This is a genomic window from Singulisphaera sp. GP187 (genome assembly GCF_900129635.1).
Taxonomy (GTDB): domain Bacteria; phylum Planctomycetota; class Planctomycetia; order Isosphaerales; family Isosphaeraceae; genus Singulisphaera.
The window spans coordinates 5929602-5952387 of sequence record NZ_FSRB01000001.1 but is presented as its reverse complement, the minus strand read 5'-3'; the positions used below and the strand labels follow the sequence as shown (position 1 = coordinate 5952387).

The following is a 22786-nucleotide window of genomic DNA, read 5'->3' as shown; positions in this document are numbered from 1 at the left end:
GAACCAAGGGCAAGGCCGCTCAGCGCCGCCTTGCCGTCAGGCTCGTGATCACGAGCAGGAAGATCGTGATGACCCCGAAGATCGCCACCTTCATGAAGTTTCCCGTGAGGAACGCCGTCGCGACCGACGAGACCGACGAAAGTAGCAAGATGGCCAGCGCCACGCGGCGAACAGCACCAGGGTAGGTTCGATGATAGCCGCCCTGTTCACCGGTATCCAGGCCTGGGGCATCCGTGGCGGGGCCGATCACCAGGACGTCGTCGCCCGGCAAAATCGGGTCGACACGAGGCGTCCTCACGAGCTCCGGCGGCAAGTTCGCCCGCCCGCACTTCGGGCAACGGAGCCAGGTCTGCGCCTCGCTGGTCCTCGCCTCGAGCGCAGCCTGGCAGTTCGGACAGCGATAGGCCACGATGTAGGTGATCTCCGACGGCTGCTGGGGCACGGTCGTGGACCTCGCTCGTTCGCTGATTCGTTCGTTCGTTCGTTTTGGGGGAGGGGAGGGGACGCACCGATCGATTCGGGTTTCATGATACACCCGCGAACCCCCGAACACACCGAAAACCGGCGCGGCCGCTGAGGAACCGGAATGGAATCAAGAGAGGCCAACTCCTCTCTTCCGCGCTGCGAGGCGGGCACGTACGATGGTGACCACCCCAATCCCAGTTCGGTAGGCAGGCAGGCACCGAGACTCCCTCGACGGATGTAATCGTCATGAGCGTTCCCGAAGAATCCGTCCGGCTCCGGATGCGGCAGATCACCAAGAACTTTGGCGGGGTCCACGCGCTCCGCGACGTGACCTTCACGGCCCGTGCCGGCGAGGTGCACTCGCTCTGCGGCGAGAACGGGGCGGGCAAGAGCACGCTCATGAAGATTCTCGCCGGCGCGATCACCGACTACGACGGCCAGATCGAGATCAACGGCCGCCCGGTCGCCTTCTCAGGGCCGCGTGCCGCCGAGGACGCGGGGATCCGGATCATCTATCAGGAGCTCAACCTCGTTCCCCAGATGACGGTGGCCGCCAACATCTTTCTCGGCCGCGAGAAGACGCACGGGCCAGGGTGGCTCGACAACCGCGCCATGGAGGCCGAAGCCAGACGCCTGTTCGACCGCCTGGGCACGCCGATCTCCCCCCGGACCCGGGTCGGCGACCTGCGGATCGGCGATCAGCAGATGGTCGAGATCGCCAAGGCCCTTGTCTTCGACGCCGCCGTCCTGATCATGGACGAACCGACCTCGGCCCTCTCCGACGCCGAGGTGGCGCGGCTCTTCCGCGTGATCGACGACTTACGCAAGCACGGCACGACCGTGCTCTACATCTCGCACAAGATGAACGAGATCTTCACCTTGTCCGACCATGTGACCGTCCTCCGCGACGGCCGGTTCGTGGCCGATTCGCCCCGCGCCCAGACCGGCCCCGAGCAGGTGGTCCGCTGGATGGTCGGGCGTGAGATCGCCGAACTGCAAATCGAGCACAACGCCGTCGCCGGCAAGGCCCTCCTCCAGGTGGACGGACTCTCGCTCGAGAGCCCCCCCGGCAGCGGTCGCCCCGCGCTCTCGAACCTCAACTTCGAAGTCCGATCGGGCGAGGTGCTCGGCATCGCCGGCCTGCTCGGGGCTGGCCGAACCGAGCTGCTCGAGGCCCTCTTCGGCGCCAGCCTGGCCGCGCCCGGCGGCACTATCCTGCTCGACGGCAAGCCGGTCCGGTTCCGCGACCCCGGCCAGGCAATCGCCGCGGGAATCGCCCTGGTGACCGAGGATCGCAAAACGCTCGGCCTCTTCGACCGGATGACCGTGGCCGAGAACATCACGATCCGGCACCTCAACGCATTGACCCGGGGCGGCCTGATCGACCGCCGCGCCGAGGCCCTCGCCGTGACCGACTCGATCCGCCAGCTCGCGATCAAGACCGACGGCGGCGGCGCGGCCATCACGAGCCTCTCCGGAGGCAACCAGCAGAAATGCATCCTGGCCCGCTGGCTCCTGACCGGTCCCAAGGTCCTGCTCCTGGACGAGCCGACCCGCGGCATCGACGTCGGCGCCAAAGCCGAGATCTACGCCTTGATCCGCCGCCTGGTCGCCGAAGGGATGGCGATCATCATGACCTCGAGCGAACTCCCCGAGCTGCTGGCCGTCTCCGACCGAATCCTCGTCCTCTGCGAAGGCCGGCTCACCGCCGAACTGTCCCGCGCCGAGGCCGCCGAAGAGACGATCATGCACGCGGCAACCCAATTCCTCGACCGCGCGGCGAAAGCGTCGTGAGTGTCACCTCGAGTCATTTTTATCATTCCAGGATGGTGGTTTCCGGCCCTGGTGCCAAGGCCAAGAGACCGAGGGTCGGGGACCCCAGTCACACCGAGCGAACGCGTTCGGAACCGGTGGCGCGGGTTCCATGCTCCGGGCTTCATTCGACGGAAAATTGCTGGAAGCAAATAAAAAAACATTGGTGGGCCGTGCCCACCCTACAACTTAAACATCAGCATTCATGCAAGAGAATCCGCAGTCTGCTGAGTTGAGAACAGGCCGTCGCGGGACGAGACGAGGGCCGAGGTCACCCTCGGTTGGCTCATTCCAGGAAGCCAAGGAACGGAGAAGACCCGGCCAAGCCAAACCTGGCCATGCCCGGCAATTCAACCAACACCTCCAAACCACTTCAGCCGCGCGGCCAACACAAACCTCAAAAATCACCAGCCCAACAGACAAGCATACTTCTGCGAACGAACGAGCTCGCACCTCAAATCGAGAGCGAAACGACCTTTTTTTCTGAGCTCCGCGGCTCGCCCTCATGTTCGTTTCCCTTGGATGCCACTGATCATACGCCGTCGGCCACTCCCTTCTTGGCGTCCCGGTTCTCTGATCGGGGAGAGTCCGAGCCACCTCAATTGCAAAACGAGTGATATACTGCCATGAGCAGCGCGTGCCCACTGCCAAAATGGCTTCGTCCGTCCTCGGCGAGAGCCGGGGGCCGACGCGACGGATCGACACAACCAGGCCATGATGCGCCATCGAAATATTCCCCCCACTCTTCTGGCTCGCCGCCTCGCGGTGCTGTTGTTGCTCGGCCTCGGGGTCGGTCGTGACACGGCCGCCGCCGAGCCGCGCAATCCTCCCAAGGCGCCCCAAAAGAGTCTCCCCGCAGGATCGGCAGTTCCCACCGTTCGCCCCCCCATCCTGATCGCCGCGGGCCGACACTTCGTCGAGCCCACCGGCCGTGTGGTCATCCTTCGCGGGGTCAACCTGACGGGAGACTCGAAGGTCCCTCCGTTCCGGCCTGGCCTGACGGAGACCGACTTCGCCCGGCTCCAAGGGCTCGGCATGAACGTCGTTCGGCTCCTCTTCCTCTGGGAAGCGTACGAACCTCAGCCGGGTTGCTACGACGAGTCTTATCTGGCGGAAATCCGCGCCACGGCCGAAGCGGCCTGGGCGCACGGGATGTATGTGGTGATCGACATCCATCAGGACGGATTCTCGCGGTTCACATCGCGCGGCAGCGGCGATGGTTTCCCGTCCTGGGCGATCTCACGCCGGGGCCGGCCTTCGAGGCCCGACAACAACAGCCCAAGTCGCCGGTACTGGCCGATCCTCATGGCCACCGACCCGACAACACATCAGTCGTTCAAAGACTTTTTTTCCGATGCCGTGGGGGTGCGAACCCGCTACCTGATGATGCTCTCGCGCATCAGCCTGACGTTCGCCGAGACGCATGGCGTCATCGGCTACGACCTCATCAACGAGCCCTGGGGTGACGAGGAGCACGAGCTCGGCCCGCTCTATCAGGACGCGACCGCGGTCCTGAGGGCACGGCACCCATCGGCCCTGATGTTCATCGAAGGGCACGTCACGACCAACTCCGGGCTACAGACCAAACTGCCTCGGCCCACGTTCGACGGTGTCGCGTACGCGCCCCACTACTATAAGCCGTTAACCCTCGCGTTCAACCGTTGGTATGGCAATCCGACCAGCGCCCAACATGCATTCGCCAACATGAAGTCAAAGGCCAACGAGTGGAACGTCCCCCTCTTTCTCGGCGAGTTCGGCGTCGGGGTCGGTACGCAGAACGCGGGCGGTTACGTCTCCCACCTCTATGACCGCCTTGATGCTTGCCTCGCCTCGGGCGCCCAGTGGAACTACACCCCGCGGTGGAACGAACAGGCCAAGGACGGCTGGAACGGCGAGGACTTCTCGATCCTCGACCCGGCAGGCATGATCCGCCCCAATTTCCGGCCGCGTCCGTACCCCCGTCATACCGCGGGCACTCCGCTTCTCTTTCATTATCAGGAAGAAGATCAGGGCGGCCGTGGGCTGTCATTCGCCTGGGATCATGATCCCGCGCGGGGAGATACCGAGATCTTCGTGCCCAACGCCCTCTTCGCACGCGACTCCGCCGTCACATGCTTCCCGGCCGACGCCACCTGCTGGCGCGACGAGGCCAGGCAGTTACTCGTCTGCCGCGCCGCCAGGCCAACGACGATTCGCGTCCAAATCAAGCGGCAATAGCGAAGACGAGAAGATCAATGAACATGAAGCCTTCTCGATAAATAGGTTGGTCGCAGCCCCACGAGGGACGCAAACGGAGTGCGTTACCGTTCCCGCACTCAATCGAGAACCGGCAGCCCGTTCGTGGGGATTTCTTCCAGGGGTCGAGCCCTGGTCCGGTTCCACCCACGCAGCCGCCTCTTGATGGGGACTCAACCCCCCGATAGTGTGAGGTCACCTCCGAACTTCACCCCTCGAGCGAATCCGCCATGATCGGCTTCATCGCCTCCGCTTGCCGTAAACCGCAAGGGCTCGTCTTCCTCGGCCTGATCGCGGCGAATTCCGTGATCGCCGCTGACGGGAAGGCTCCCGAACCGAAATATTCGCCCGTGGAACGGATGGCCCCGGCCCGCCTGAAAGCGGCGCACGAAGATGCGCTTCGGATCCAAGGGACGCGACGGACTCTTCCGCCCATCGCGGGCCTGAACGACTATCGCGCCATCCTCCACGCCCACGCCGAAGACTCGGCCCACACCGGCGGGACGCGACTGGAGATGCTCGCGGAGGCGAAACGGGCGGGGGTCCATGCGATCCTCCTGACCGACCACCATCGGCCGCCCAAAGACTTCATCACCGATAGCTGGCGCGGAATCCGCGAAGGAGTCCTGTTCGTTCCCGGCTCGGAAAGTCGTGGATTCCTGATCTATCCGACGCGGTCGATCATGGGTCGGATGAGCGACCCAACCCCGGCCTTGATTCAGGCGGTTCGCGACAACGACGGCCTGATCTTCCTCTCGCACATCGAGGAACGGCCCGAACACCCGATGACCGACCTCGACGGCATGGAGATCTACAACCGCCACGCCGACCTCAAGAAAGACAAGGAGAGCGTGGCGGCGCTCACCCTCCAGCTCACCGACCCGGCGACCGTCCTCGAACTGGAGGAGAGTCTCCGGCTCTACCCCGACGAGATCCTCGCGGCCCAACAGACGTATCAGGCCGACTACCTGGCGAAGTGGGACGCCGAAGCCAAGTCGCGGCGATTGACCGGCGTGGCGGCGAACGATTGCCACCACTACATGGTGCTGCTGGTAACGATGGTCGACGCCGACCACGTCCGAATCGGCACGAACGTGGACCCCGAGCAGGACCGGCGCACGATCGACGCGACGCGCCGACCCGGAATCCGGGCCATGACCAAAGGCCATCAACCCGGAGACGTGCTGGCGCGAATTGATCTCGATCCCTACAGCCGCTCGTTCCGCAACGTGAGCACCCATGTCCTCGCGGCCGAGTTGACCGAACCGGCGATCCGCCGAGCGCTGCGCGGGGGGCATGCCTACGTGAGCCATGACTGGATCTGCGACCCGACCGGATTTCGGTTCGAGGCGGTCACCGGTCCGAATGGCTCCCCTCATGCCCTGTTGGGAGACGAGGTGCCGGTTTCGCCAAGCTTGCGACTGGTCGCCCAGTTCCCGGTCGCTTGCCGGATTCGCTTGCTCCGCGACGGCCAGGTGATCGAGGACCGTCAGTCTGACACCCTCGACCACGCGATCAAGGAACCGGGCGTCTATCGCGTCGAAGGCTGGCTCAGCTTGGACGGCGAGGAACGTCCTTGGATCTACGCGAATCCCATCTACGTGCGCGAGGCGAAATAGACGGTCCAAGAACGAACAACGGGTGGCCCACGGAGAACCGAGAATGGATGGGTTCCCTCAGCCGTTGGTCATGGTTTTCTTGAGTCTGTCGCAAGGAAACCGGGCCGTCTGTCTGCCTCGGAGGCCGAAATTCGCGGGAGAAACTCGTTCCCATGCTCTTCGTGGGAACGAGATCCCGGTATCTTTGCTGCAGTCTCGTTTTCTTTGCTTTTTGCTGGGCCACCGCAGCGATGCAAAAAGCCGCAGGAGGCCACGAGTTGCACTCATCTAGTGCACATTTCTTGCTATTCACATCATCGAATTCAACAACTCCATCAAGCCAATTAGGAATAGGCCGGGAATAACTTCCGTGGTTGGCATCGGTTAGGATGTCAGACCAGATGTTTGGAGGGAGTATACGGGAGGGTCACATGGAAGCCTACACACCGACAGTCCAACGGATGATGAAACGGCTTTTCGGCTCGTTGAAAGAGAACGACCGGCGGCGGTATGCGGCGATTGAGGCCGCGAAGTTGGGGCACGGCGGGGTCGAGTACATCGCGGGTGTCCTGGAGTGTGACCCGAAGACGATCCGGTTGGGCCTCGGGGAATTGGAAGGCGAGGACGACCTGGACACGGGCCGCACTCGCAAAAAAGGGGCGGCCGGAAACGGTTGATCGAGGTGGACTCGGCCATCGAAGCGAACTTTCACAAGGTCCTTGAGGACCACACCGCGGGCGACCCGATGCGACTCGAAGTGAAATGGACCAACTTGTCACGGCGCCAGATCGCCAAGCGGATGGAGGAATTGGGGACACGCGTCAGTCGCGACATCGTCTCGAAGTTGCTCCGGAAGCATGGTTACCGCAGGCGGAAGGCGGTGAAGAAGAAGACGATGGGGCCGCGCCACCCGGATCGCAACGCCCAGTTCGAGAATATCTCCCGTCTCAAGAAGAGGTACTTGAAGGCCGGCTTGCCGGTAATCAGCATCGACACGAAGAAGAAGGAATTGCTGGGCGATTTCCAACGCGACGGGGTGATCGATACTCAAGAAACGATCGTGGTCAACGACCATGACTTCGGGAGCATGGGCTCGGGTACTGTGATCCCGCACGGGATCTACGACGTGGGGCGGAACCTTGGATTCGTCCACCTCAACACCAGCCACGACACCAGCGAACTGGCCTGTGACAGCATCGCGGCTTGGTGGGAATCTGACGGTCGGTCGGCCTATCCCGGGGCAAAGAAACTGCTGGTGCTGTGCGACGGCGGAGGTAGCAATAGTGCGTCGAGATATGTATTCAAGGAGCAACTTCAGAAGTTGGCGAATCGGCTGGGCATCGAGATCCGAATCGCCCATTACCCGCCGTACTGCTCGAAGTACAACCCGATCGAGCACCGCCTCTTCCCGCACGTGACGCGGGCCTGCCGCGGGGTGATCTTTCGAACGTTGGAGACGGTCCAGTACTACATCTCCAAGACCGAGACTGCCACGGGCTTGAAGGTGGCAGTGCGAATCCTTGAGAAGGTGTATCAGACCGGCATGAAGTGCGCCGAGGGATTCAAGGAGGGCATGAAAATTGTCTTCGACAAAGTCCTGCCCAAATGGAACTACCGGGCTCTCCCCAAACCAGCATGAAAACGGGAAGTTATTCCCGGCCTATTCCTTAAACCGCAATCATGCTTGCAAGAGAGGCTGGTCCGGTGCTTGGAGTGCCTGGCCTCACCTCCAGAGACGGCCCGGCTTCATAAGAACACCTTCTACCCGGAGCCACACAGGAAATCGGGCGATCACAGCGACTGGCACATATTTGACATTTGCCAACAAAAACTAAAAATTGAGGTCTTGCCTTTAGTGTTAGACTGGATTATGTTGACGTCACATTCATGGAAGGGCCTCTAGATCTCGGAGCGCAATGGCTTCCGGGGGTTCTGACCAGGAAACGTAACGTCCTTGCTTCTCTCCAAGCCAGTCGTCCAGGGGATTTCAAGCTCTCCCGCGGCATTGTGCATTGAACCAGATTGAGCGTTGAACCGGTCCTCACCAGACTCGGTACATTCGTGATGGTTCCAGGAGAACAAAGCATGTCCATGCCACGACGTATGAGCCGAGGCTCGCTGTGGTTGGGTTTGGCCAGCACAACTTTGATTGCGGGCTGAGCTGGCGCGCACGACGAATTGCCACGGCATGCCGTGTCGGGCGAAGTGAAGCTGGCCGGCGCGCCGTTGAAGTCCGGGATGATCCAGTTCATGCCCACCGAGCCCGGCGCCGCGACCCCTGGCGCGGCGGCCGTGACGGACGGCAAGTACGCGATGTCAAGGGCCGTTGGTCTCGTACCCGGCCCCTACCAGGTCTCGGTGACGAGCGCCCCGGCATCCTCGACCACCCCATCCCCAAACCTGATGCCCGGCGACCCGGTTCCGCCGGCCAAAGAACCCATCCCCAGCATCTACAACGCGAAGACGACCTTGAGTGCCACAGTCACCGAAGTCGGACCCAACACGTTTGACTTCGAGCTCGACGCGACGGCCTCAGCCTCGGCCCCAACCCAATCCGCGTCCCAAGCCAAAGCCAAAGCCAAATCGAAGCTCAAATAGCGTGATCGCCGTGCGGGGGATCGTCCCGCACCACCACGCCATCTCCTCTCCGCAATCGATCCACCATCTCATCGGTCCGCCTTCTCAGGCGAGCCGATCGCCGTCCACCCGAGGGTTTCGTCTCGACATTTCCGTCTTGATTCCTCGTCATTCGGCTTCGGCCTATCTCCGAAGGAGGGAGTTTCACCATGGCACGTCCACGAAGTGGGTTCACCCTCATCGAGCTCCTGGTCGTCATCGCCATCATCGCGGTCTTGATCGCCTTGCTCCTGCCAGCGGTTCAGGCGGCCCGCGAGGCTGCGCGACGGGCCCAGTGCATCAACAACCTGAAGCAGATCGGGATCGCCATGCACAACTACCACGACGTGGTCGGGACCCTGCCGCCAGGCACCCGGTCCTCGGTCTGCGGCACCTGGCAGATGTTCATCCTGCCCTTCATGGAAGCGAGTCCACTCTTCAACTCCTACAATCAGATGGGGAGTTACCTCTTGCCGGATAAATCGAAGAATCCCGACGGCAACCTACGTTACGGCGGGATCTGCAACACCACGTGTACCGGCTCGCGGTTCAACACTTTCACCTGCCCCAGTGACACTCCGACCAAGATCGGCAACATCACCGAGCATAACTACGTCGCGAACTTCGGAAACGCCGGATTCTTCCAGGAATTGCAGACAAGCTCGAGCGGCGCCACCTACGCCACGCCCTATTACGCGACCGGGGGTTGGCTGGGCGCTCCGTTCTCCGACAGCGACCCCTCGTTTTATCCGTCCCGCCAACGGACCTATAGCCTCTCATCGCTCACCGACGGCACGAGTAACACACTCATGGCCTCTGAGACCATCCAGAGCCAAGATGGCTCGTTCCGCGGTTACACCTGGTGGGGCGATGCCGCCGAGTTCACAACGTGGCTGGTCCCGAACAGTTTGCTGCCCGACGTGACCCAGGGGTATTGCACTTCGATCTTCCCGGTCGTCACCCCACCGAATCCGCCTTGCATGAACGCCACCGCCACCCAAGGCCCCACCTACGCCGCGCGGAGCCGACACCCTGGTGGAGTGAACACCGTGTTCTGCGACGGCAGCGTGAAATTCATCAAAAATTCCATCTACCTGAACACCTGGCGGGCCTTGAGCACAAGCCAGGGAGGCGAGGTGATCAGCTCCGACGCCTATTGATCGCGTCCCGAGGCCCCGCGCCCGCGTCGCCTCCCGGGGCCTCGGGGAGGCGTCGAGTCGCCTCGAATCCGGAGAAGCTCCAGGAGGCTCGCGGCTCTGGCTGGCGACTGACGGTCGCCCCCGCGGCGGCGAGCCACGCCCCAAACGTCCATGAAACGGTACGGCTGAAGCCTCAATCGGACCGTACCGCGCCGGTCACTCGAATTCCGAGTCGTTCCCTCCGTCCCAGGTCGCCTCCTCCGCACGGCGACAATCTGTCAGTCCTCCCTGGAGGACGAACATTCTGTCTCGGTTCTTCCTTGTCCTCCCCCCCGGAGACTCGCCCCCGGGTCCGGACCGCCAAGGCATAAGTTCTTTTATGCACGGGTGTTGGCACGCTGGTCCTTCATAAAACGCGGTCCGGCGAGCGAATGGGCACGCCGCTTGAATAGGTAAGAAAGATAGCTGGGTGATGAGTGGACGAGGGACACTTGAGCAAGCCAGCCCCTCAACCCAGTGACGAACGGTCGCCGACCGACTTCCGGCCGGCGACATTCGAGGAGACTGCGTGAGTCAACGATTCGTGACGAGGGCTTGACCAAGGAGTCAACCCTCTTCACCACACCCCAATTCCAGGAGACTGATTCCCGAGCAAGAAAGGAGCGAAGCAGCCATGGCCATTCAAGCTTACGAGCCCCTCCGCGAGATGGTGAGCCTTCGCGACGCGATGAACTCGCTGTTTCAGGAGAGCTTTGTCCGTCCCCTTGGGTTGACGGCAGAAGGCTCCTCGGTGACGCTCCCCCTGGATATCACCGAAGACGAGAATGAGTTTATCCTTAAGATGTCGATGCCAGGCGCGCAACCTGAAGATGTTCACATCACGGCCCACGGCCACGATATGACCATCCGTGGCGAGATCAAGGCGGAGCAAGAAAGAAAGGACACGCACTGGCACCTGCGCGAACGACGTTGCGGCCAGTTCCAACGGACGGTCACTTTGCCGACCATGATCAGCCCCGACAAGGCTCAGGCCAGCTTCGAGAACGGCGTGCTGACGCTGGTCCTGCCCAAGGCCGAAGAGGCCAAGCCCAAGGAGATCAAGATCGGCCGCCAAGTGCCGACCCAGATCAGCGGTCAAAAACAATCCCACAACGGCGGCCAAAAGCACGCCCAAGTCCGATCCCAGGGCGCTGCCCAGGAGCCATCCCCGGCCGCCCCGGTGAGCCAAGCCTCCCCTGATGTGCGGTGACGAACCGCGGGAGAGCGGAACGGAGGACCCCCCAATGGCGGCTCCGAAAAAGTCGCCAGTGGGGACCATGCCGATCGAATCGGCTTGAACCCGAGAAAAGCGTCCGCCCCAGAACCACGGGCGTGCCGACCGCGCTTGGATACCGCCCCAGTTCGATCGGCCAGAAGGTCGAAGGGGATCGTCGGTCGTGATTCCCAGTCCAACGGATCGCGCTCATTTCGGCCGCTGGTGTCCCGACCGACGGTCCGGGAGAGCGCGAGTGTTGGCAAGACCGTCCACTGCCTCGTCAGCGCTTGACTCTGACTCGACGATGATGAGGCCCAGCGCGGCGGCGAGTTTGTCCGCCGTCGCCAGGCTCAGGCCCCGGTCCCCGAGCAGGAACCGCCGGACCATCCCCGGGTCAACCCCAGCCGCCCTGGCCAACTGAGAGGCCGTCAGTTCCCGGGTTGCAATGATCTCACGTAGCCGATCGCTGATAGGTGACCGCGAACGCTCCGCCCCCTCGTCACTCGTGGTCATACCCCGCGATCTCCGACCCCCCAAGGAACGAGGCCCACGACGACACTTGAATCGGGGCCTCTGAGGGAACGCGCTTCATCTCCGACAACCGGCGAGCGGGGCGAACTCTCGAAAAGCCTCCGCCCCATCGGCCCCGGCCACACCACCGCTCCCACGACCAGTATCAGCGCCAGCCAGGCTCGAAGCGGGCCGGGAAAATTCGGCCCGTCCCAATCTTGGTCACCGATCGGCATGAGCGAGGTGGCAGGCCGGTGCCGCGAACCCGGTGGGTCGGCAACCCGGGGAGACGCGATTATCGGCCAATTGGCCGAAAATGGGGTTGTCGCGGCCGATCGGCCGATCTATGCTCGCCGCGCAATCACCGCCCTTGGACGTAGCCACATGCCTCCGACGCGTCGCCGCCGTCGCCGTTGACGGCTGCGTTGAGGGGACGTGGCCACGGCTTAGGCTCCGCACGAGGCTCACCGCACCCGGTCTAGAACCGACCGGCGGGTGAGCCGGCCCCGAGGGGCGTCCGCCTGAGCCGACGCGGGGAGCGGCGGCGGACCGAGGGGAGCCCGGGGCGAGCCGGAGGCTTTTTGCATGCGCATCATGCCGGCCGAGGACATGAACCGGTCCGCACTGTGCGAGCGGTCCCCGATGATGGAGGTCGAGATCCAATGGCCAGCGGCAGAGTGGAACGCCACGGCGACTGACTATCCCCGTGACACCTGCATCCACGAACTTTTCGAGGACTGGGCTCGCGAGACCCCGGAGTCCGTCGCCGTCGTGCTCGGGTCCCACGAGTTGACCTACGGTGAGCTGGCCCGCCGGTCCAACCGGCTGGCCCGCCAACTCGTCGACCTGGGCGTTGGGCCCGAGGTCCTGGTCGGAATCCTCCTGGAGCGGTCCCTCGAGTCGGTCGTCGCAGCCCTGGGCGTCTTGAAGGCGGGCGGCGCCTACGTCCCACTCGACCCGTCGCACCCCCCGGAGCAACTGGCGTTCCAGCTAGAGGACACTCGGGCCCCCGTGCTGCTGACCCGGACCGCGCTCCGGCCCCTCCTCCCGCCGCATGCGGCGACCACGGTCTGCCTGGACTCCGATTGGCCGTCGGCCTCCCCATCCAGACTGGACCAAGTCCCCCAACGTGGCTCAGCCGAGGGCCTCGCCTGCGTCATGTACACGTCGGGCTCGACCGGCCGTCCCAAGGGGGTCATGGTCACCCACCGGGGCGTGGTCCGCCTGCTGTTCGGCGTCGACTACGTCCAGCTCGGCCCCGACTCGACCGTTCTCCACATGGCCCCACCGGCGTTCGACGCGTCGACCTTCGAGGTCTGGGGGCCGTTGCTCCACGGGGGACGGTGCGTGATCGCGCCCGACGCCTTGCCGTCCGCTCGTGAGCTCGGGCGCATCCTCCGCGAGGGACGGGTGAACACCCTCTGGCTTACCGCGGCCTTATACAACGTCGTGATCGACGAAGCGCCCGAGGCACTCGCCTGCCTCGACCAGCTCCTGATCGGCGGGGAGGCCCTGTCGGTGGCCCACGTGCGGCGGGGGCTCGACTGGCTCCTCACGACCAGGCTGGTCAACGGCTACGGCCCGACCGAGGGGACAACGTTCACTTGCTGCTACCCGATCTCCCGCACGCTCGGTCACGGGACGGACTCCGTCCCGATCGGCCGACCCATCGGCAACACCCGAGTCCACCTGCTCGACGGGGCAATGCGGCCGGTCCCGGTCGGCGCGACGGGCGAGCTGTACGTCGGCGGCGACGGGGTTGCCCGAGGCTACTTAAACCGCCCGGAGCTCACGGCCGCGGCGTTCGTCCCCGACCCGTTCGCGGCGTCGCCCGGGTCGCGGCTCTATCGCACCGGCGACCTCGCCCGGTGGCGGCCCGACGGCCTGCTCGAGTTCCTCGGCCGAACCGACGACCAAGTCAAGGTGCGCGGCTTTCGGGTCGAGCTCGGCGCGGTTGAAGCGGCGTTGCGAAGTTGCCCGGGCGTGGCGGGAGCGGCGGTCGTGGCGCGGGAGGACGGGCCGGGGGGCAAGTGGTTGGCCGCCTATGTGACGTCCACCCCAGGCTCCCCGGAGCCCTGCGAGTCCGACCTTCGCGCCCACCTGGCGGCTTGCCTGCCGGGGTTCATGGTCCCCTCGGCGTTCGTGCCCCTGAACGCCCTGCCGTTGACCCCCAGCGGCAAGGTCAACCGCCGCGCACTTCCAGAGCCCGACCCCGCGGCACGCCGCGGGGGGACCGCCTATGTCGCCCCGCGCGACGAGGTCGAGGCGCGACTGGCGACGGTCTGGAGCGAGGTCCTCGGGGTGGCGCCGGTCGGGGCCACTGACGACTTCTTCCAACTGGGGGGCACTTCTCTGACGGGGCTTCGGCTGATCGCCCGAGTGGAGCACGCATTCAGGCTGCGACTGCCACCCCTGGCGCTGCTCCGCGCGCCGACCGTCGGCGACCTGGCGGCCGTCATCCGCGCTCTGGGGAGCGGCCTGAGGCCGGCGGGGTCTTCGCTCGTGGCGATCCGGGCCGGCGGAACGGCCCCACCCTTCTTCTTCCTGGCGGGGGGGGCGTCCGTCCTGGACGGCCGCGGCGTCCTTTACCTGCACCGGTTGGCGGAGTTGCTCGACCCGAACCGGCCGGTGTACACCTTCGTGGGCGAGGGCTACGACTCGGGGATCTCAACCGACCACCTCATCGAGCAGTTGGCGGCGCGGTTCGTCTCCGATCTGGGCGCAGACTTCCCCGACGGCCCCTACCACCTCGGCGGCCATTCCTTCGGGGCGTTCCTGGCCTTGGAGATGGCTCGACAACTCCACAAGCTGGGCAAACCGGTCGGTCTGGTGGCCCTGCTGGACCCGTTGAGCCCGCACTACCCGAAGAAGCTCGCCCGTCGGGAGCGGCGATGGGGCCGCCCCGCGCGACTCGCGGGTTACCCGGCCGTCGAACGCTTCGCCGAGTCCGCCGGAAAGATGTGGGGACGGCTCGCCCCCCGTCCGACCCCGACCATCCCCGCCGAGCCGGCCGTCCCCGCCGAGCCGGCGGTCCCCCCGACCGAAGATGAGATTCGGCTGGGACTTATCAAGGAGTCCGTCGCCCGTTATACGTCAATACCTCGGCCCTTCCCGGGCCGGGTGACGCTCTTCCGGCCGTTGGAGGCGCCACCTGGGCACGCCGGGTTCAGTTGCGATGACCCGTTCAACGGCCTCGTCCCCCTGGTCGGCACCGGGATTGGGGTCGTCCCGGTCCCAGGTAACCACTCGACCATGGTGTGGGAGGCGGGCCTGCGCGTCACCGCCGCCGGGCTGGAAGAAGGGATGCACAACAAGGGCGTGGGGGCCGAACATGGGTAATTCCCCCGGAGGCGCACATCAAGCAGAGAGTCCTCCGCCCGATCGGCCGAGGCCTTGTGCTACCGCGCAAGCCGCAAGCCTTTGCCGTGCATTGCCATCACACAAATCAATTAATGCAATTCCACGAAACGAACATTAACAAAAATCAAACACGTCTATTGCAACAAATCGCCACAATATAAATGTTTCTTGATTGTGGATCCGGGCAATAAACCCGGTAAGGTGGTGACAGTCTCCACGAAGACACTGGAGCAAGGGCACCAGGTGGATGGATCCGGGTGACCCGGCGAAAAACCCGGTAATCGTGCTATAGACTCTCGTCGTCCCCCCCTTTGACCGACACCTACTCGACCCGTTCCGACAGCGCGGAAGTTGCGAACGGGTCGACCTTCCTCTCCGGCGTGGTGGATGACTCGATCACCACGAGCGTCTACCAGCCGCCGATCATCCTCGGCGGCATGATCGATTTCTCGATCACCCATCAAGCGTCCATGTACCGAGCGGAAGCATCGCACGCACACACGCACGGCGTTCTGCAATCGCTCCGAAGGCCGCAGTAACGAAGCGAACCAAGTCGGGTAACCGCGGAAAACACAGGGCGCAAGCAAAGCCAGACTGATCAGGCATTCCCGTAGCAGGCGAGCACCAAACTTCGCAACGCCGTGGATGGCGCCCAGCGAACCTCGGCACAGCCAAGGCAGGGCACCAGACGCTCAACAGAGACCTCTCCACCCCGTGGCCCCCCGAGACGGCTCCATCAAAGTCGGTGGCTCAGCGATCGCTATTCAAGACACCAAAAACGACATAAATTCGCTATATTTTTCTTTTGCAGACAATTTTAATATCACATTATTCTGAAACCTGCATTGATTTGTTAACAGCTTATTTTTAAATTCATTAAATGCACTTCAACTCCAGCGACCGGTAACAGCCACGCGATCACCGGGAGGGTTCCCTTCGGCGGTTGCTCAATCCGGGAGTTCCTTGCCCTCCCCAAAAAAAGCTTTCTTACTTGAGATGACGAAGGCATACCACGATGCTCGCATCACAACTCCCCAGCCAGCGTGCACCGTTTTCCCGTTCCAAACGTCGCGTGCAATCCGCCGCTCGGCCGAGGGGACGGAGCCCCACATGGCTCCAGGGAACTTCGCGGCCATTGGGTCCGCCAGTCACCCTGATGCGCGAAGTCGGAGGAACTGATTCCCCGACCTCGCGGATCCGCCGGGCAGTTCGCTTCGATTCTGGCGCGGAGGATTATGGTCGTGGGATCGATCGGCGGGCCGATCCTCATCTGACGGTGGGTTTCGGGCCCCTCGCATGACCGACCCGACGATGAACCCGATTTCGTCCAAGGACCGTTCTTGAGCGAGATCGGGGCAATCGAGGGGTGATTGCTCGGTTGGCAGCGAGAGGAGATCCATGATGGCAGATAAGTTACGCTGGCGCAGCGTCATCCTGATCTTACTGCTGCTTGCGTGGTGCCCTCGAATCGTCCTGGTGCTGCAGGGCGGCCAATGCTACTTCCCAGACGAGACACGGTACTTCCTGTGCTGGAACGTTCTCGGCCACCTGGCGAGGGTCGAGTTGGGACGGGCGGCCGACGTTGTTGTCAACTCCGTCGCGCACTGCTTTTACCCGGTGATCTGCTGCGTCCCCGCCGCGGTCCAGTGCACCGTGGTCCGCCTCTCTGGGCAGTCGATCCGGTGGGGCATCATTCGCGAGTGGTTGTCGGTCTCTGCCCTCATCCTGTCGCTGGCCTCGGTCGCTTGTATCGGGTTGACCTACGCCATCGCCCGGCGGGCCGGCGGCGACCGTCGCGAGGGTTTGACTGCGGCCCTGATCATGTCTTGTTCCAATTCCATGTTCTACTACGCGCGTCATCTCGTGCCCTACGACATCGCGATGGCCCTCGCCCTCCTGGCCCTCTGGATCGGTTTGACCGACCGCCCCGGCCTGATACGATCGGCTCTGGCAGGAGCGGTGGCCGGATTGGCCTTCCTGACCTACTATGGCTACTGGCTCATCGCGGTGGTGGTGATGACGATCCATGTGCTCCGCGGCTTACCGTCCAAACCGGCCGTCGTGCGGCGCGGGCTGGCCGCCGGGCTCGGTTTCGTCGCGCCGACCGCGCTCTTGATTCTCATGGCCGTCGCCCGAGGGGCCGACTTCCTGGCTCGCCTTTTCAGCCTCTCCGGCACGGTGATTCAGGGGGACTTCAGGGAAGGCTGGTCCCTCCCCTGGGCCTATTTGTGGCACGCGGAACACGGCCTCCTGCTGGCCTGGGTCGTCGGTACTCCGGCGATCCTCCTGCCCGCCGGGCGCACCTGCCGCGATGCATCAGCTCGCGCACGGGGCCTGCTATGGCTCGGGGCGGCCGTCTCGATCTACCTTGCACTCACGGCCGCCTCGACCGGGGTGGGAAAAATGGTTGTCTATGGCCGGCTCGCCCGGCAAGTCGTGCCATTCCTCTGCCTGGCGACCGCGTGCGCCACAACCCGCGTGCTCGATGGCCGGCCGCTCGGCCTGGCAGCGGTCCTCGGCACCGCGGCGTTGTTGGCACAGGCCGCGTTCAATTTCGGGCAACCTCTTGCGCTGCGATTCCCCGTCGACGTACGGCGCCAGGTCGAGGCGACGTACGGCCCCGTCGCCCGCGGACTGACGTTCGTCGGGCTCCGCCTGGACCAGGAGGTCCCGGATCACTCGGGCCGGCCGGTGGGAAAACGCGAAACCACGCCTGGAGGACCCGATTTCGCCGAAAAAATCGGCCATAAGGCGAACTATCTCCTCTTGAATGCCCAGTTCCTTTACCCCATCAACGGCCTCCAGCGCCGCCCCCGGGGAGTCACAGTCCTTCGAATCCCCCACCCCGCGGGATTCCTCCCCTATCAATACGAGGGTTTCGGCCCCCGGGAGCGAGCGATACTCCGTTCCCGGCAGACCGTGATCGAGCTCATCGACATCCCCTCGCCCAACAAACACAATAAACATATAGCTGTTCACAATTAGCAAATTTCACGTCACTCCCGGGCGCTCGCGAGGCAGGCGAAAGCATGGCCACCGGCTGGCCTTCCCGCGATAGAAACGCTCAATCGCGGATCCACGCGGAATTCACCAAGCGGTGTTGAAGCGAGAAATACGGTAGAGTTCGACTCACAGCGTCCTAACCCATTGTCCTCGATTTTTCTTTGATTTTCTAATGGGCAACCGCGGTGATACAATCGCCGTTGAGTGCCACGGGTTGGACTCAACCCGTGAACGATCGCCCGGGTTTTTGGCTCACGGGCTGGGTACAACCCATGGCACCCAGGGCTTGCACATTATTAAATACAAAAAAACCCAAGTCCACGTGCTTAGGGACGATCGCATCCTTGATTTGCCGCCCGCAGGGAACTCGAAGGCGGGCGTCGTCGAATCGAAGTGAAGGACACGGCATGAGCCAATATCAGAACGTGAACCGCGCCAACTGGAACGACCGGGCCCCATTCACGCGGCCTCGCCCGACTACGCTCGGGACCGATTCATCGCCGACCCGGCGTTCCTCAGCGACGTCGTCCGGTTCGACCTACCGCGACTGGGCGACGTCAACGGCCTGCGCGGCGTCCACCTGCAATGCCATATCGGTACCGACACGATTTCCCTGGCCCGCCTGGGTGCTCGGATGACCGGCCTGGATTTCTCCCCGGCTTCGTTGAGCCTGGCCCAGGATCTCGCGGGCCGCGTCGGTGCGGACGTCGACTTCGTCGAATCGGACGTCTACGACGCGGTCGAGACGTTAGGACGCACCGACTTCGATCTCGTCTTCACAGGCATCGGCGCGCTCTGCTGGCTTCCCAACATCCGACGTTGGGCCGAGGTGGTCGCGCGCCTGCTGCGGCCGGGCGGTCGACTCTTCCTTCGGGAGGGGCATCCGATCCTCTGGGCGTTGAGCGAGCCGCGCGAAGATGGCCTGCTCGTCGTGGAGTACCCCTACTTCGAGCGTGAGGAACCGCTCGTCTGGGACCAGAATAGCACGTATGTTCAAACCGATGCCAGACTCTCGGCAACCGTGACCCACGAGTGGAATCACGGCCTGGGCGAAATCGTCACGGCCCTTCAGTGCGCGGGGCTGACTCTCACGGCACTGGTCGAGCACGACAGCGTGCCATACGAAGCGTTTCCGGGTTCGATGGAGCGTCTCGACAATGGCGAGTGGCAGCTCATCAAAGCCCGCTGGCGGCTGCCACTCAGCTATACGCTCCAGGCTGGCAAGCCAGCCTAGAGCGGGTGACGCGATCAGGAGTCGTGGGGCGGCCAGGGACCGAGGGGAGCGACTTCGACGATTTCGCCGCCGCGCCAAGGACCACTATTGGGGGCGAGCAGGGCGAGGGCCTCGGCGCGGGCGAACCCGAGGAGGTCGTCCTTGCCGCGATAGTCGATCGGGGTCGCGAGGAGGCGGGCCTGGTCGTCGACTTTAAGGGTGACCGGGACGGCCCAGAGGCGATCGTCGGTCGCACGGTGGGGGGCGGTCCAGACAGCGCGGAGGGCAGGGGGGGACCGGACGAGCCCCCTTGGAGTCGCGCAATCAAAGGACCGACGAGCAGGCTGGTGACCGTCAAGGCAGCGATCGGGCTCGGCGGTAGGTGGAAGACGTGGTGTTCGACACGCCCCGACGGACCGACGACGACCCCGTAGTTCATCCGCTTGCCGGGCTGAATCGAGACTCCCGAGATGACCGGCTCAACCCCGGCGCGAAGCAGGGCGCGCCGCAAGGTGGCGGTCGATCGGCCCATCACGACCACGATCGGGGCGGTCAAGGCACGCGACAGGGCGGCATCGAGGTCGTCCTCGGCGATCGCTCCCAGGTCGTGCGCGGTGGCTCCCCAGCGGAGGCAAGGCGCCACGACCGTCGCGCCGGCGGCATTCCGTTCGCGGTGCATGACCGGCGCCTCGCCAGGGCCGACCATATGGTCGCCCACCGCGAACACGGCCACCCGGACCCGGCGGTAGCAGACCGGATGGACGCATCCCTGCGCGGCGAAGAGACCGACCATCGCCATCCGCACCCGAGCGCCCGCGGGGGCCAGTTCCGTGCCGGCACGGAGGTAGTGGCCCCGGGGGACGAGGTTCTCGCCCACCTCGACCGGTTCGAGGACCTCGACAAGCCGAGGGGGACCGAGGTCGGGCTCGGGGCGGATCCGGTCCGACCGGAGGACCGCGTCGGCCCCCCACGGGATCGGATCACCCGGCGCGACATGGGCGGCCTCGTCGGCGCTAATCTCGAGCTCGGCACCGTCCTCGTCGTCGTGCAGCCCGACGACCCGAAGTCGAGTCTCAACCCGCCCGTCGGACGCGCGAAGGGCATAGCCGTCCAGTGCCGCGCGGTCGAACGGGGGGAGGTCCACGTCCGCGACGGCCGGTTCGGCTAACACCAGTCCCAGGGCTTCGGCCAGACAGACCTCAATGGTTTCGCCCGGTTCCGCCCGCTCCAATATTTGTGCCCGCGCCTCGGCCAACGACAACATCAAAGAATTGCCCCAACCCTCGATCGCAAGCCGGGCCCGACCCCCGTTCCTCGGCCTCTGAGCGGAGCATTGTAACGATGCCCGGAGATCGGCCAAGCCCGATCGCCGAGCCCCCCGATCGTGTCTCTTTTGGACAGTCTGCACGGAAACATTGGGCTTGACCCTCCCGACCGACCGATTTCCTAGGTGTGATCGAAACCCGACGACCGAAACGACCCAAATCGTTGCGGTTTTCGGATCGAGTCGAAAATGACGCACGGACGGCGGTATAGGATCAACCGCCGCTTTCGCCAAGGAGGGTGGAAACGATGGGGTCCCACCGTACGGGATCGTCGCGACGGAATCGCCAACGCTACGTGGCATGGGCTGCGCTCGCTCTTGGCTGGTTACTTCCGTCGGTCGGTTGTCAGGTCGAGTATGCCGGCATGACCCTGCCTTCGGGCAAGTACATGCACGATGACGTCCAATATTTCGCCCCCGGCCCTGACTTCCCCATGGCCAACTCGCAGGCCGCCGCGCAACGAGCACGGATGCAAGCGATGGGCCTGGAGCCGGAGTCGATCGGCGCAGTCGCCGTTCCCCCCGCGCCGGGTGCGATCCCCGCGGTTCAGAACCAGTTCGGTCGGCCCACCGACGTCAACGCCAGCCCGCTGAGCATCGAGCCGCCGGTCGGCACGCCGGTGACTCCGCCGGCCCCCGACGCGATTACGCCGCCGGGCGCGGTTCCGCCCCCCGGTGCCCCCTAAATGTTGAAGCCGTACCGAGAATGACGGCGGGAGGGCGTGGTGGACTCTTCGAGAGTTCACCCGCCACCCGCTTCGATCTTCTCGTCGCACGTGGACGCAACCTCGGGCTCCTCCCGCAAACACCGGGACGCCGAAGTTGCGTCCACTTTTTTTTCATTTCGAACGCACCCGGCGGACCGCAACGGCCGATTCCGGGTCGACCGCCAAGAAAGGTCCATTGCCCGCGACCGAACCGAACGTTTGAATGGAAGCCGCACACCGTCGACGTCCGACCACCAGAGCGGGCCACCCATGCGCCAGGAACTCCCCGAAGAGTTTTCGATCCAAGCGGGCTACGCCGCCTGGGCCTCTTGCTACGACGACGATGGGAACCCCTTGATCGCGCTGGAAGAGCCGGCCGTGAGGAACTGGTTCGGCCCGTTGCACGGGTCCCGGGTGCTCGACCTGGGCTGCGGAACCGGCCGCCACACCTGGGCCCTGGCCGACGCGGGGGCGAAAGTCTGGGCGCTCGACTTGACCCTGGAAATGATCGCGAAGGCCCGCGCGAAGCGCGACCACCGCAGCGTCTGCTGGGTCCGGCACGCCCTCCCGCACCCGTTGCCGTTCCCCGGCGCCACGTTCGACGTGGTCGTGCTCGGGCTCGTGATCGAGCACATCGCCGACCTCCCCCGATTGCTCGCGGAGTCGGCCCGCGTCTTGAGACCGGGGGGCCGCTGTATCGTCTCGGCATTGCACCCCGACCGGACCGGTGAAGGGCAGCGTGCCCGGTTCATCGACCCCGAGACCGGGCTCCGCCGCGCGATCACCACGTTCCACCGAACCATCGAGCAATATCTCCAGGCGGGGACCGAGGTCGGTTTGCTCCTCGAAGGCGAGCAATCCTTGATCGTCCCCCCCGAGCTCGCCGACCAACTCCCACGCGCCATTCCCTACGTGGGCCGGGCCCTGGGATGGGTTGCCTGCTGGTCCACGCCCACGCCCCGCACGTGAAGCCCTTGATTTCTTTTCCGCCTCGGAAGAACACCGGCGTGGTTTTCACGCCCTCTCCCCAACGAATTGAGCGAGACCAATTATGTACCCACTCGTGGGACACGTCACACTCGGAATTTACGCCCTCCTCCTCGCGATGGGGGGCATCATGGGGTTCGTGAAGGCACGGAGTCGTCCGTCGTTGATCGCGGGCCTCGTGAGCGCGGTGGCGGCCCTGGTCGCTCTCGTGCTGTCGGTTCAAGGCAACGATTGGGGTCGGCCCCTGGGATTGCTCCTGGCGGTCTTCCTGTTCCTGTTCTTCGGCTATCGGTACGCCCTGAGAGCCAAGGTCTTCATGCCCAACGGCCTGATGGCCGTCGTCAGCCTCGTGGTCGTGATGATCCTGATCGTCTGGACGGTCATCGGCGGTCCGGCCCCGCTTCAGCCGGTCTTGTAACGGCTTGAGGAACTGTGCTCCCTTTCTGGTTGCATCCAACCTATAATGCAAGGGAGCACATCCCCCTCGCACCGAGAAATCGACACGCCAACCGCAGTCACGCGAGACGGAATGCGTGTTTCGGGGTTTAAATTGATCGTCAAC

17 protein-coding genes and 1 pseudogene are annotated in these 22786 nt (G+C 64.2%); 15 read left to right on the top strand and 3 right to left on the bottom strand.

The features are described 5' to 3' along the window. Positions 1-19: 19 nt before the first annotated feature. Positions 20-442 (bottom strand): zinc ribbon domain-containing protein, encoded by a 423-nt coding sequence (locus tag BUS42_RS23345; protein WP_074310136.1) that lies wholly within the window; start codon positions 440-442, stop codon positions 20-22. Between the two features lie 269 nt (positions 443-711). Here BUS42_RS23345 and BUS42_RS23340 point away from each other — a divergent pair, with 269 nt between their 5' ends. The 8 genes from BUS42_RS23340 (at position 712) to BUS42_RS23305 (ending at position 11114) form a co-directional block, all read left to right on the top strand. Beyond that, complete coding sequence (locus BUS42_RS23340) at positions 712-2259, top strand: sugar ABC transporter ATP-binding protein (protein WP_074310134.1); 1548 nt, start codon at positions 712-714, stop codon at positions 2257-2259. A 732-nt stretch (positions 2260-2991) separates the two neighbouring features. Beyond that, positions 2992-4494, top strand: coding sequence for a cellulase family glycosylhydrolase (locus tag BUS42_RS23335; RefSeq protein ID WP_254053687.1), 1503 nt, complete (start codon positions 2992-2994; stop codon positions 4492-4494). Positions 4495-4742: 248 nt separating this feature from the next. Continuing rightward, positions 4743-6131, top strand: coding sequence for a CehA/McbA family metallohydrolase domain-containing protein (locus BUS42_RS23330; protein ID WP_074310132.1), 1389 nt, complete (start codon positions 4743-4745; stop codon positions 6129-6131). 410 nt (positions 6132-6541) lie between these two features. Beyond that, a complete protein-coding gene (locus BUS42_RS44430) occupies positions 6542-6787 on the top strand; it encodes a hypothetical protein (protein ID WP_074306014.1) in 246 nt (81 codons plus the stop codon). Positions 6788-6792: 5 nt separating this feature from the next. Next, positions 6793-7749: an ISAzo13 family transposase gene (locus BUS42_RS23320; RefSeq protein WP_254053738.1), complete on the top strand. Its 957-nt coding sequence runs from the start codon at positions 6793-6795 to the stop codon at positions 7747-7749. Positions 7750-8288: 539 nt separating this feature from the next. After that, complete coding sequence (locus BUS42_RS23315; RefSeq protein ID WP_254053686.1) at positions 8289-8708, top strand: hypothetical protein; 420 nt, start codon at positions 8289-8291, stop codon at positions 8706-8708. Positions 8709-8896: 188 nt separating this feature from the next. Then, positions 8897-9886 carry a DUF1559 family PulG-like putative transporter gene (locus BUS42_RS23310; protein WP_074310130.1) on the top strand — a complete coding sequence of 330 codons (990 nt, stop codon included), beginning with the start codon at positions 8897-8899 and terminating at the stop codon, positions 9884-9886. 685 nt (positions 9887-10571) lie between these two features. Then, positions 10572-11114 carry an Hsp20/alpha crystallin family protein gene (locus tag BUS42_RS23305; RefSeq protein ID WP_254053685.1) on the top strand — a complete coding sequence of 181 codons (543 nt, stop codon included), beginning with the start codon at positions 10572-10574 and terminating at the stop codon, positions 11112-11114. Between the two features lie 213 nt (positions 11115-11327). Here BUS42_RS23305 and BUS42_RS23300 read toward each other — a convergent pair whose 3' ends face one another. Next, on the bottom strand, positions 11328-11633 hold the full coding sequence (locus BUS42_RS23300) for a helix-turn-helix domain-containing protein (protein ID WP_074310126.1): 306 nt from the start codon (positions 11631-11633) through the stop codon (positions 11328-11330). Between the two features lie 582 nt (positions 11634-12215). On the opposite strand from BUS42_RS23300, the gene BUS42_RS23295 reads away from it, so the two are divergent. The 4 genes and pseudogenes from BUS42_RS23295 to BUS42_RS23270 all read left to right on the top strand — a co-directional run bounded on the left by BUS42_RS23295 (position 12216) and on the right by BUS42_RS23270 (position 19227). Beyond that, on the top strand, positions 12216-14969 hold the full coding sequence (locus BUS42_RS23295; RefSeq protein ID WP_074310124.1) for a non-ribosomal peptide synthetase: 2754 nt from the start codon (positions 12216-12218) through the stop codon (positions 14967-14969). Positions 14970-15301: 332 nt separating this feature from the next. Then, positions 15302-15529 carry a hypothetical protein gene (locus tag BUS42_RS23290; RefSeq protein ID WP_074310122.1) on the top strand — a complete coding sequence of 76 codons (228 nt, stop codon included), beginning with the start codon at positions 15302-15304 and terminating at the stop codon, positions 15527-15529. 859 nt (positions 15530-16388) lie between these two features. Then, positions 16389-17975: a hypothetical protein gene (locus BUS42_RS23280; protein ID WP_254053684.1), complete on the top strand. Its 1587-nt coding sequence runs from the start codon at positions 16389-16391 to the stop codon at positions 17973-17975. Between the two features lie 425 nt (positions 17976-18400). Continuing rightward, positions 18401-19227, top strand: a pseudogene (locus BUS42_RS23270) (class I SAM-dependent methyltransferase). Here BUS42_RS23270 and BUS42_RS23265 read toward each other — a convergent pair. After that, complete coding sequence (locus BUS42_RS23265) at positions 19193-20470, bottom strand: MoeA family protein (RefSeq protein ID WP_254053682.1); 1278 nt, start codon at positions 20468-20470, stop codon at positions 19193-19195. The pseudogene BUS42_RS23270 and the gene BUS42_RS23265 overlap by 35 nt on opposite strands. A 308-nt stretch (positions 20471-20778) precedes the next feature. Between BUS42_RS23265 and BUS42_RS23260 the strand changes: the two genes are divergently transcribed. The 3 genes from BUS42_RS23260 to BUS42_RS23250 all read left to right on the top strand — a co-directional run bounded on the left by BUS42_RS23260 (position 20779) and on the right by BUS42_RS23250 (position 22642). After that, positions 20779-21216, top strand: a complete 438-nt coding sequence (locus BUS42_RS23260) for a hypothetical protein (protein ID WP_074310114.1) — start codon at positions 20779-20781, stop codon at positions 21214-21216. 291 nt (positions 21217-21507) lie between these two features. After that, entirely contained in the window at positions 21508-22206 is a 699-nt protein-coding gene (locus tag BUS42_RS23255; RefSeq protein WP_074310112.1) for a class I SAM-dependent methyltransferase, read from the top strand. An 82-nt stretch (positions 22207-22288) separates the two neighbouring features. Next, positions 22289-22642 carry a TMEM14 family protein gene (locus tag BUS42_RS23250; RefSeq protein WP_074310110.1) on the top strand — a complete coding sequence of 118 codons (354 nt, stop codon included), beginning with the start codon at positions 22289-22291 and terminating at the stop codon, positions 22640-22642. Positions 22643-22786 lie beyond the last annotated feature (144 nt).

Bases quoted from the DNA above. Each gene is read 5' to 3' on its own strand.
- BUS42_RS23340 (WP_074310134.1), top strand. From the start codon at position 712: ATGAGCGTTCCCGAAGAATCCGTCCGGCTCCGGATGCGGCAGATCACC.
- BUS42_RS23335 (WP_254053687.1), top strand. From the start codon at position 2,992: ATGATGCGCCATCGAAATATTCCCCCCACTCTTCTGGCTCGCCGCCTC.
- BUS42_RS23330 (WP_074310132.1), top strand. From the start codon at position 4,743: ATGATCGGCTTCATCGCCTCCGCTTGCCGTAAACCGCAAGGGCTCGTC.
- BUS42_RS44430 (WP_074306014.1), top strand. From the start codon at position 6,542: ATGGAAGCCTACACACCGACAGTCCAACGGATGATGAAACGGCTTTTC.
- BUS42_RS23310 (WP_074310130.1), top strand. From the start codon at position 8,897: ATGGCACGTCCACGAAGTGGGTTCACCCTCATCGAGCTCCTGGTCGTC.
- BUS42_RS23305 (WP_254053685.1), top strand. From the start codon at position 10,572: ATGGTGAGCCTTCGCGACGCGATGAACTCGCTGTTTCAGGAGAGCTTT.
- BUS42_RS23300 (WP_074310126.1), bottom strand. From the start codon at position 11,633: ATGACCACGAGTGACGAGGGGGCGGAGCGTTCGCGGTCACCTATCAGC.
- BUS42_RS23295 (WP_074310124.1), top strand. From the start codon at position 12,216: ATGCGCATCATGCCGGCCGAGGACATGAACCGGTCCGCACTGTGCGAG.
- BUS42_RS23280 (WP_254053684.1), top strand. From the start codon at position 16,389: ATGATGGCAGATAAGTTACGCTGGCGCAGCGTCATCCTGATCTTACTG.
- BUS42_RS23265 (WP_254053682.1), bottom strand. From the start codon at position 20,470: ATGTTGTCGTTGGCCGAGGCGCGGGCACAAATATTGGAGCGGGCGGAA.
- BUS42_RS23260 (WP_074310114.1), top strand. From the start codon at position 20,779: ATGGGGTCCCACCGTACGGGATCGTCGCGACGGAATCGCCAACGCTAC.
- BUS42_RS23255 (WP_074310112.1), top strand. From the start codon at position 21,508: ATGCGCCAGGAACTCCCCGAAGAGTTTTCGATCCAAGCGGGCTACGCC.
- BUS42_RS23250 (WP_074310110.1), top strand. From the start codon at position 22,289: ATGTACCCACTCGTGGGACACGTCACACTCGGAATTTACGCCCTCCTC.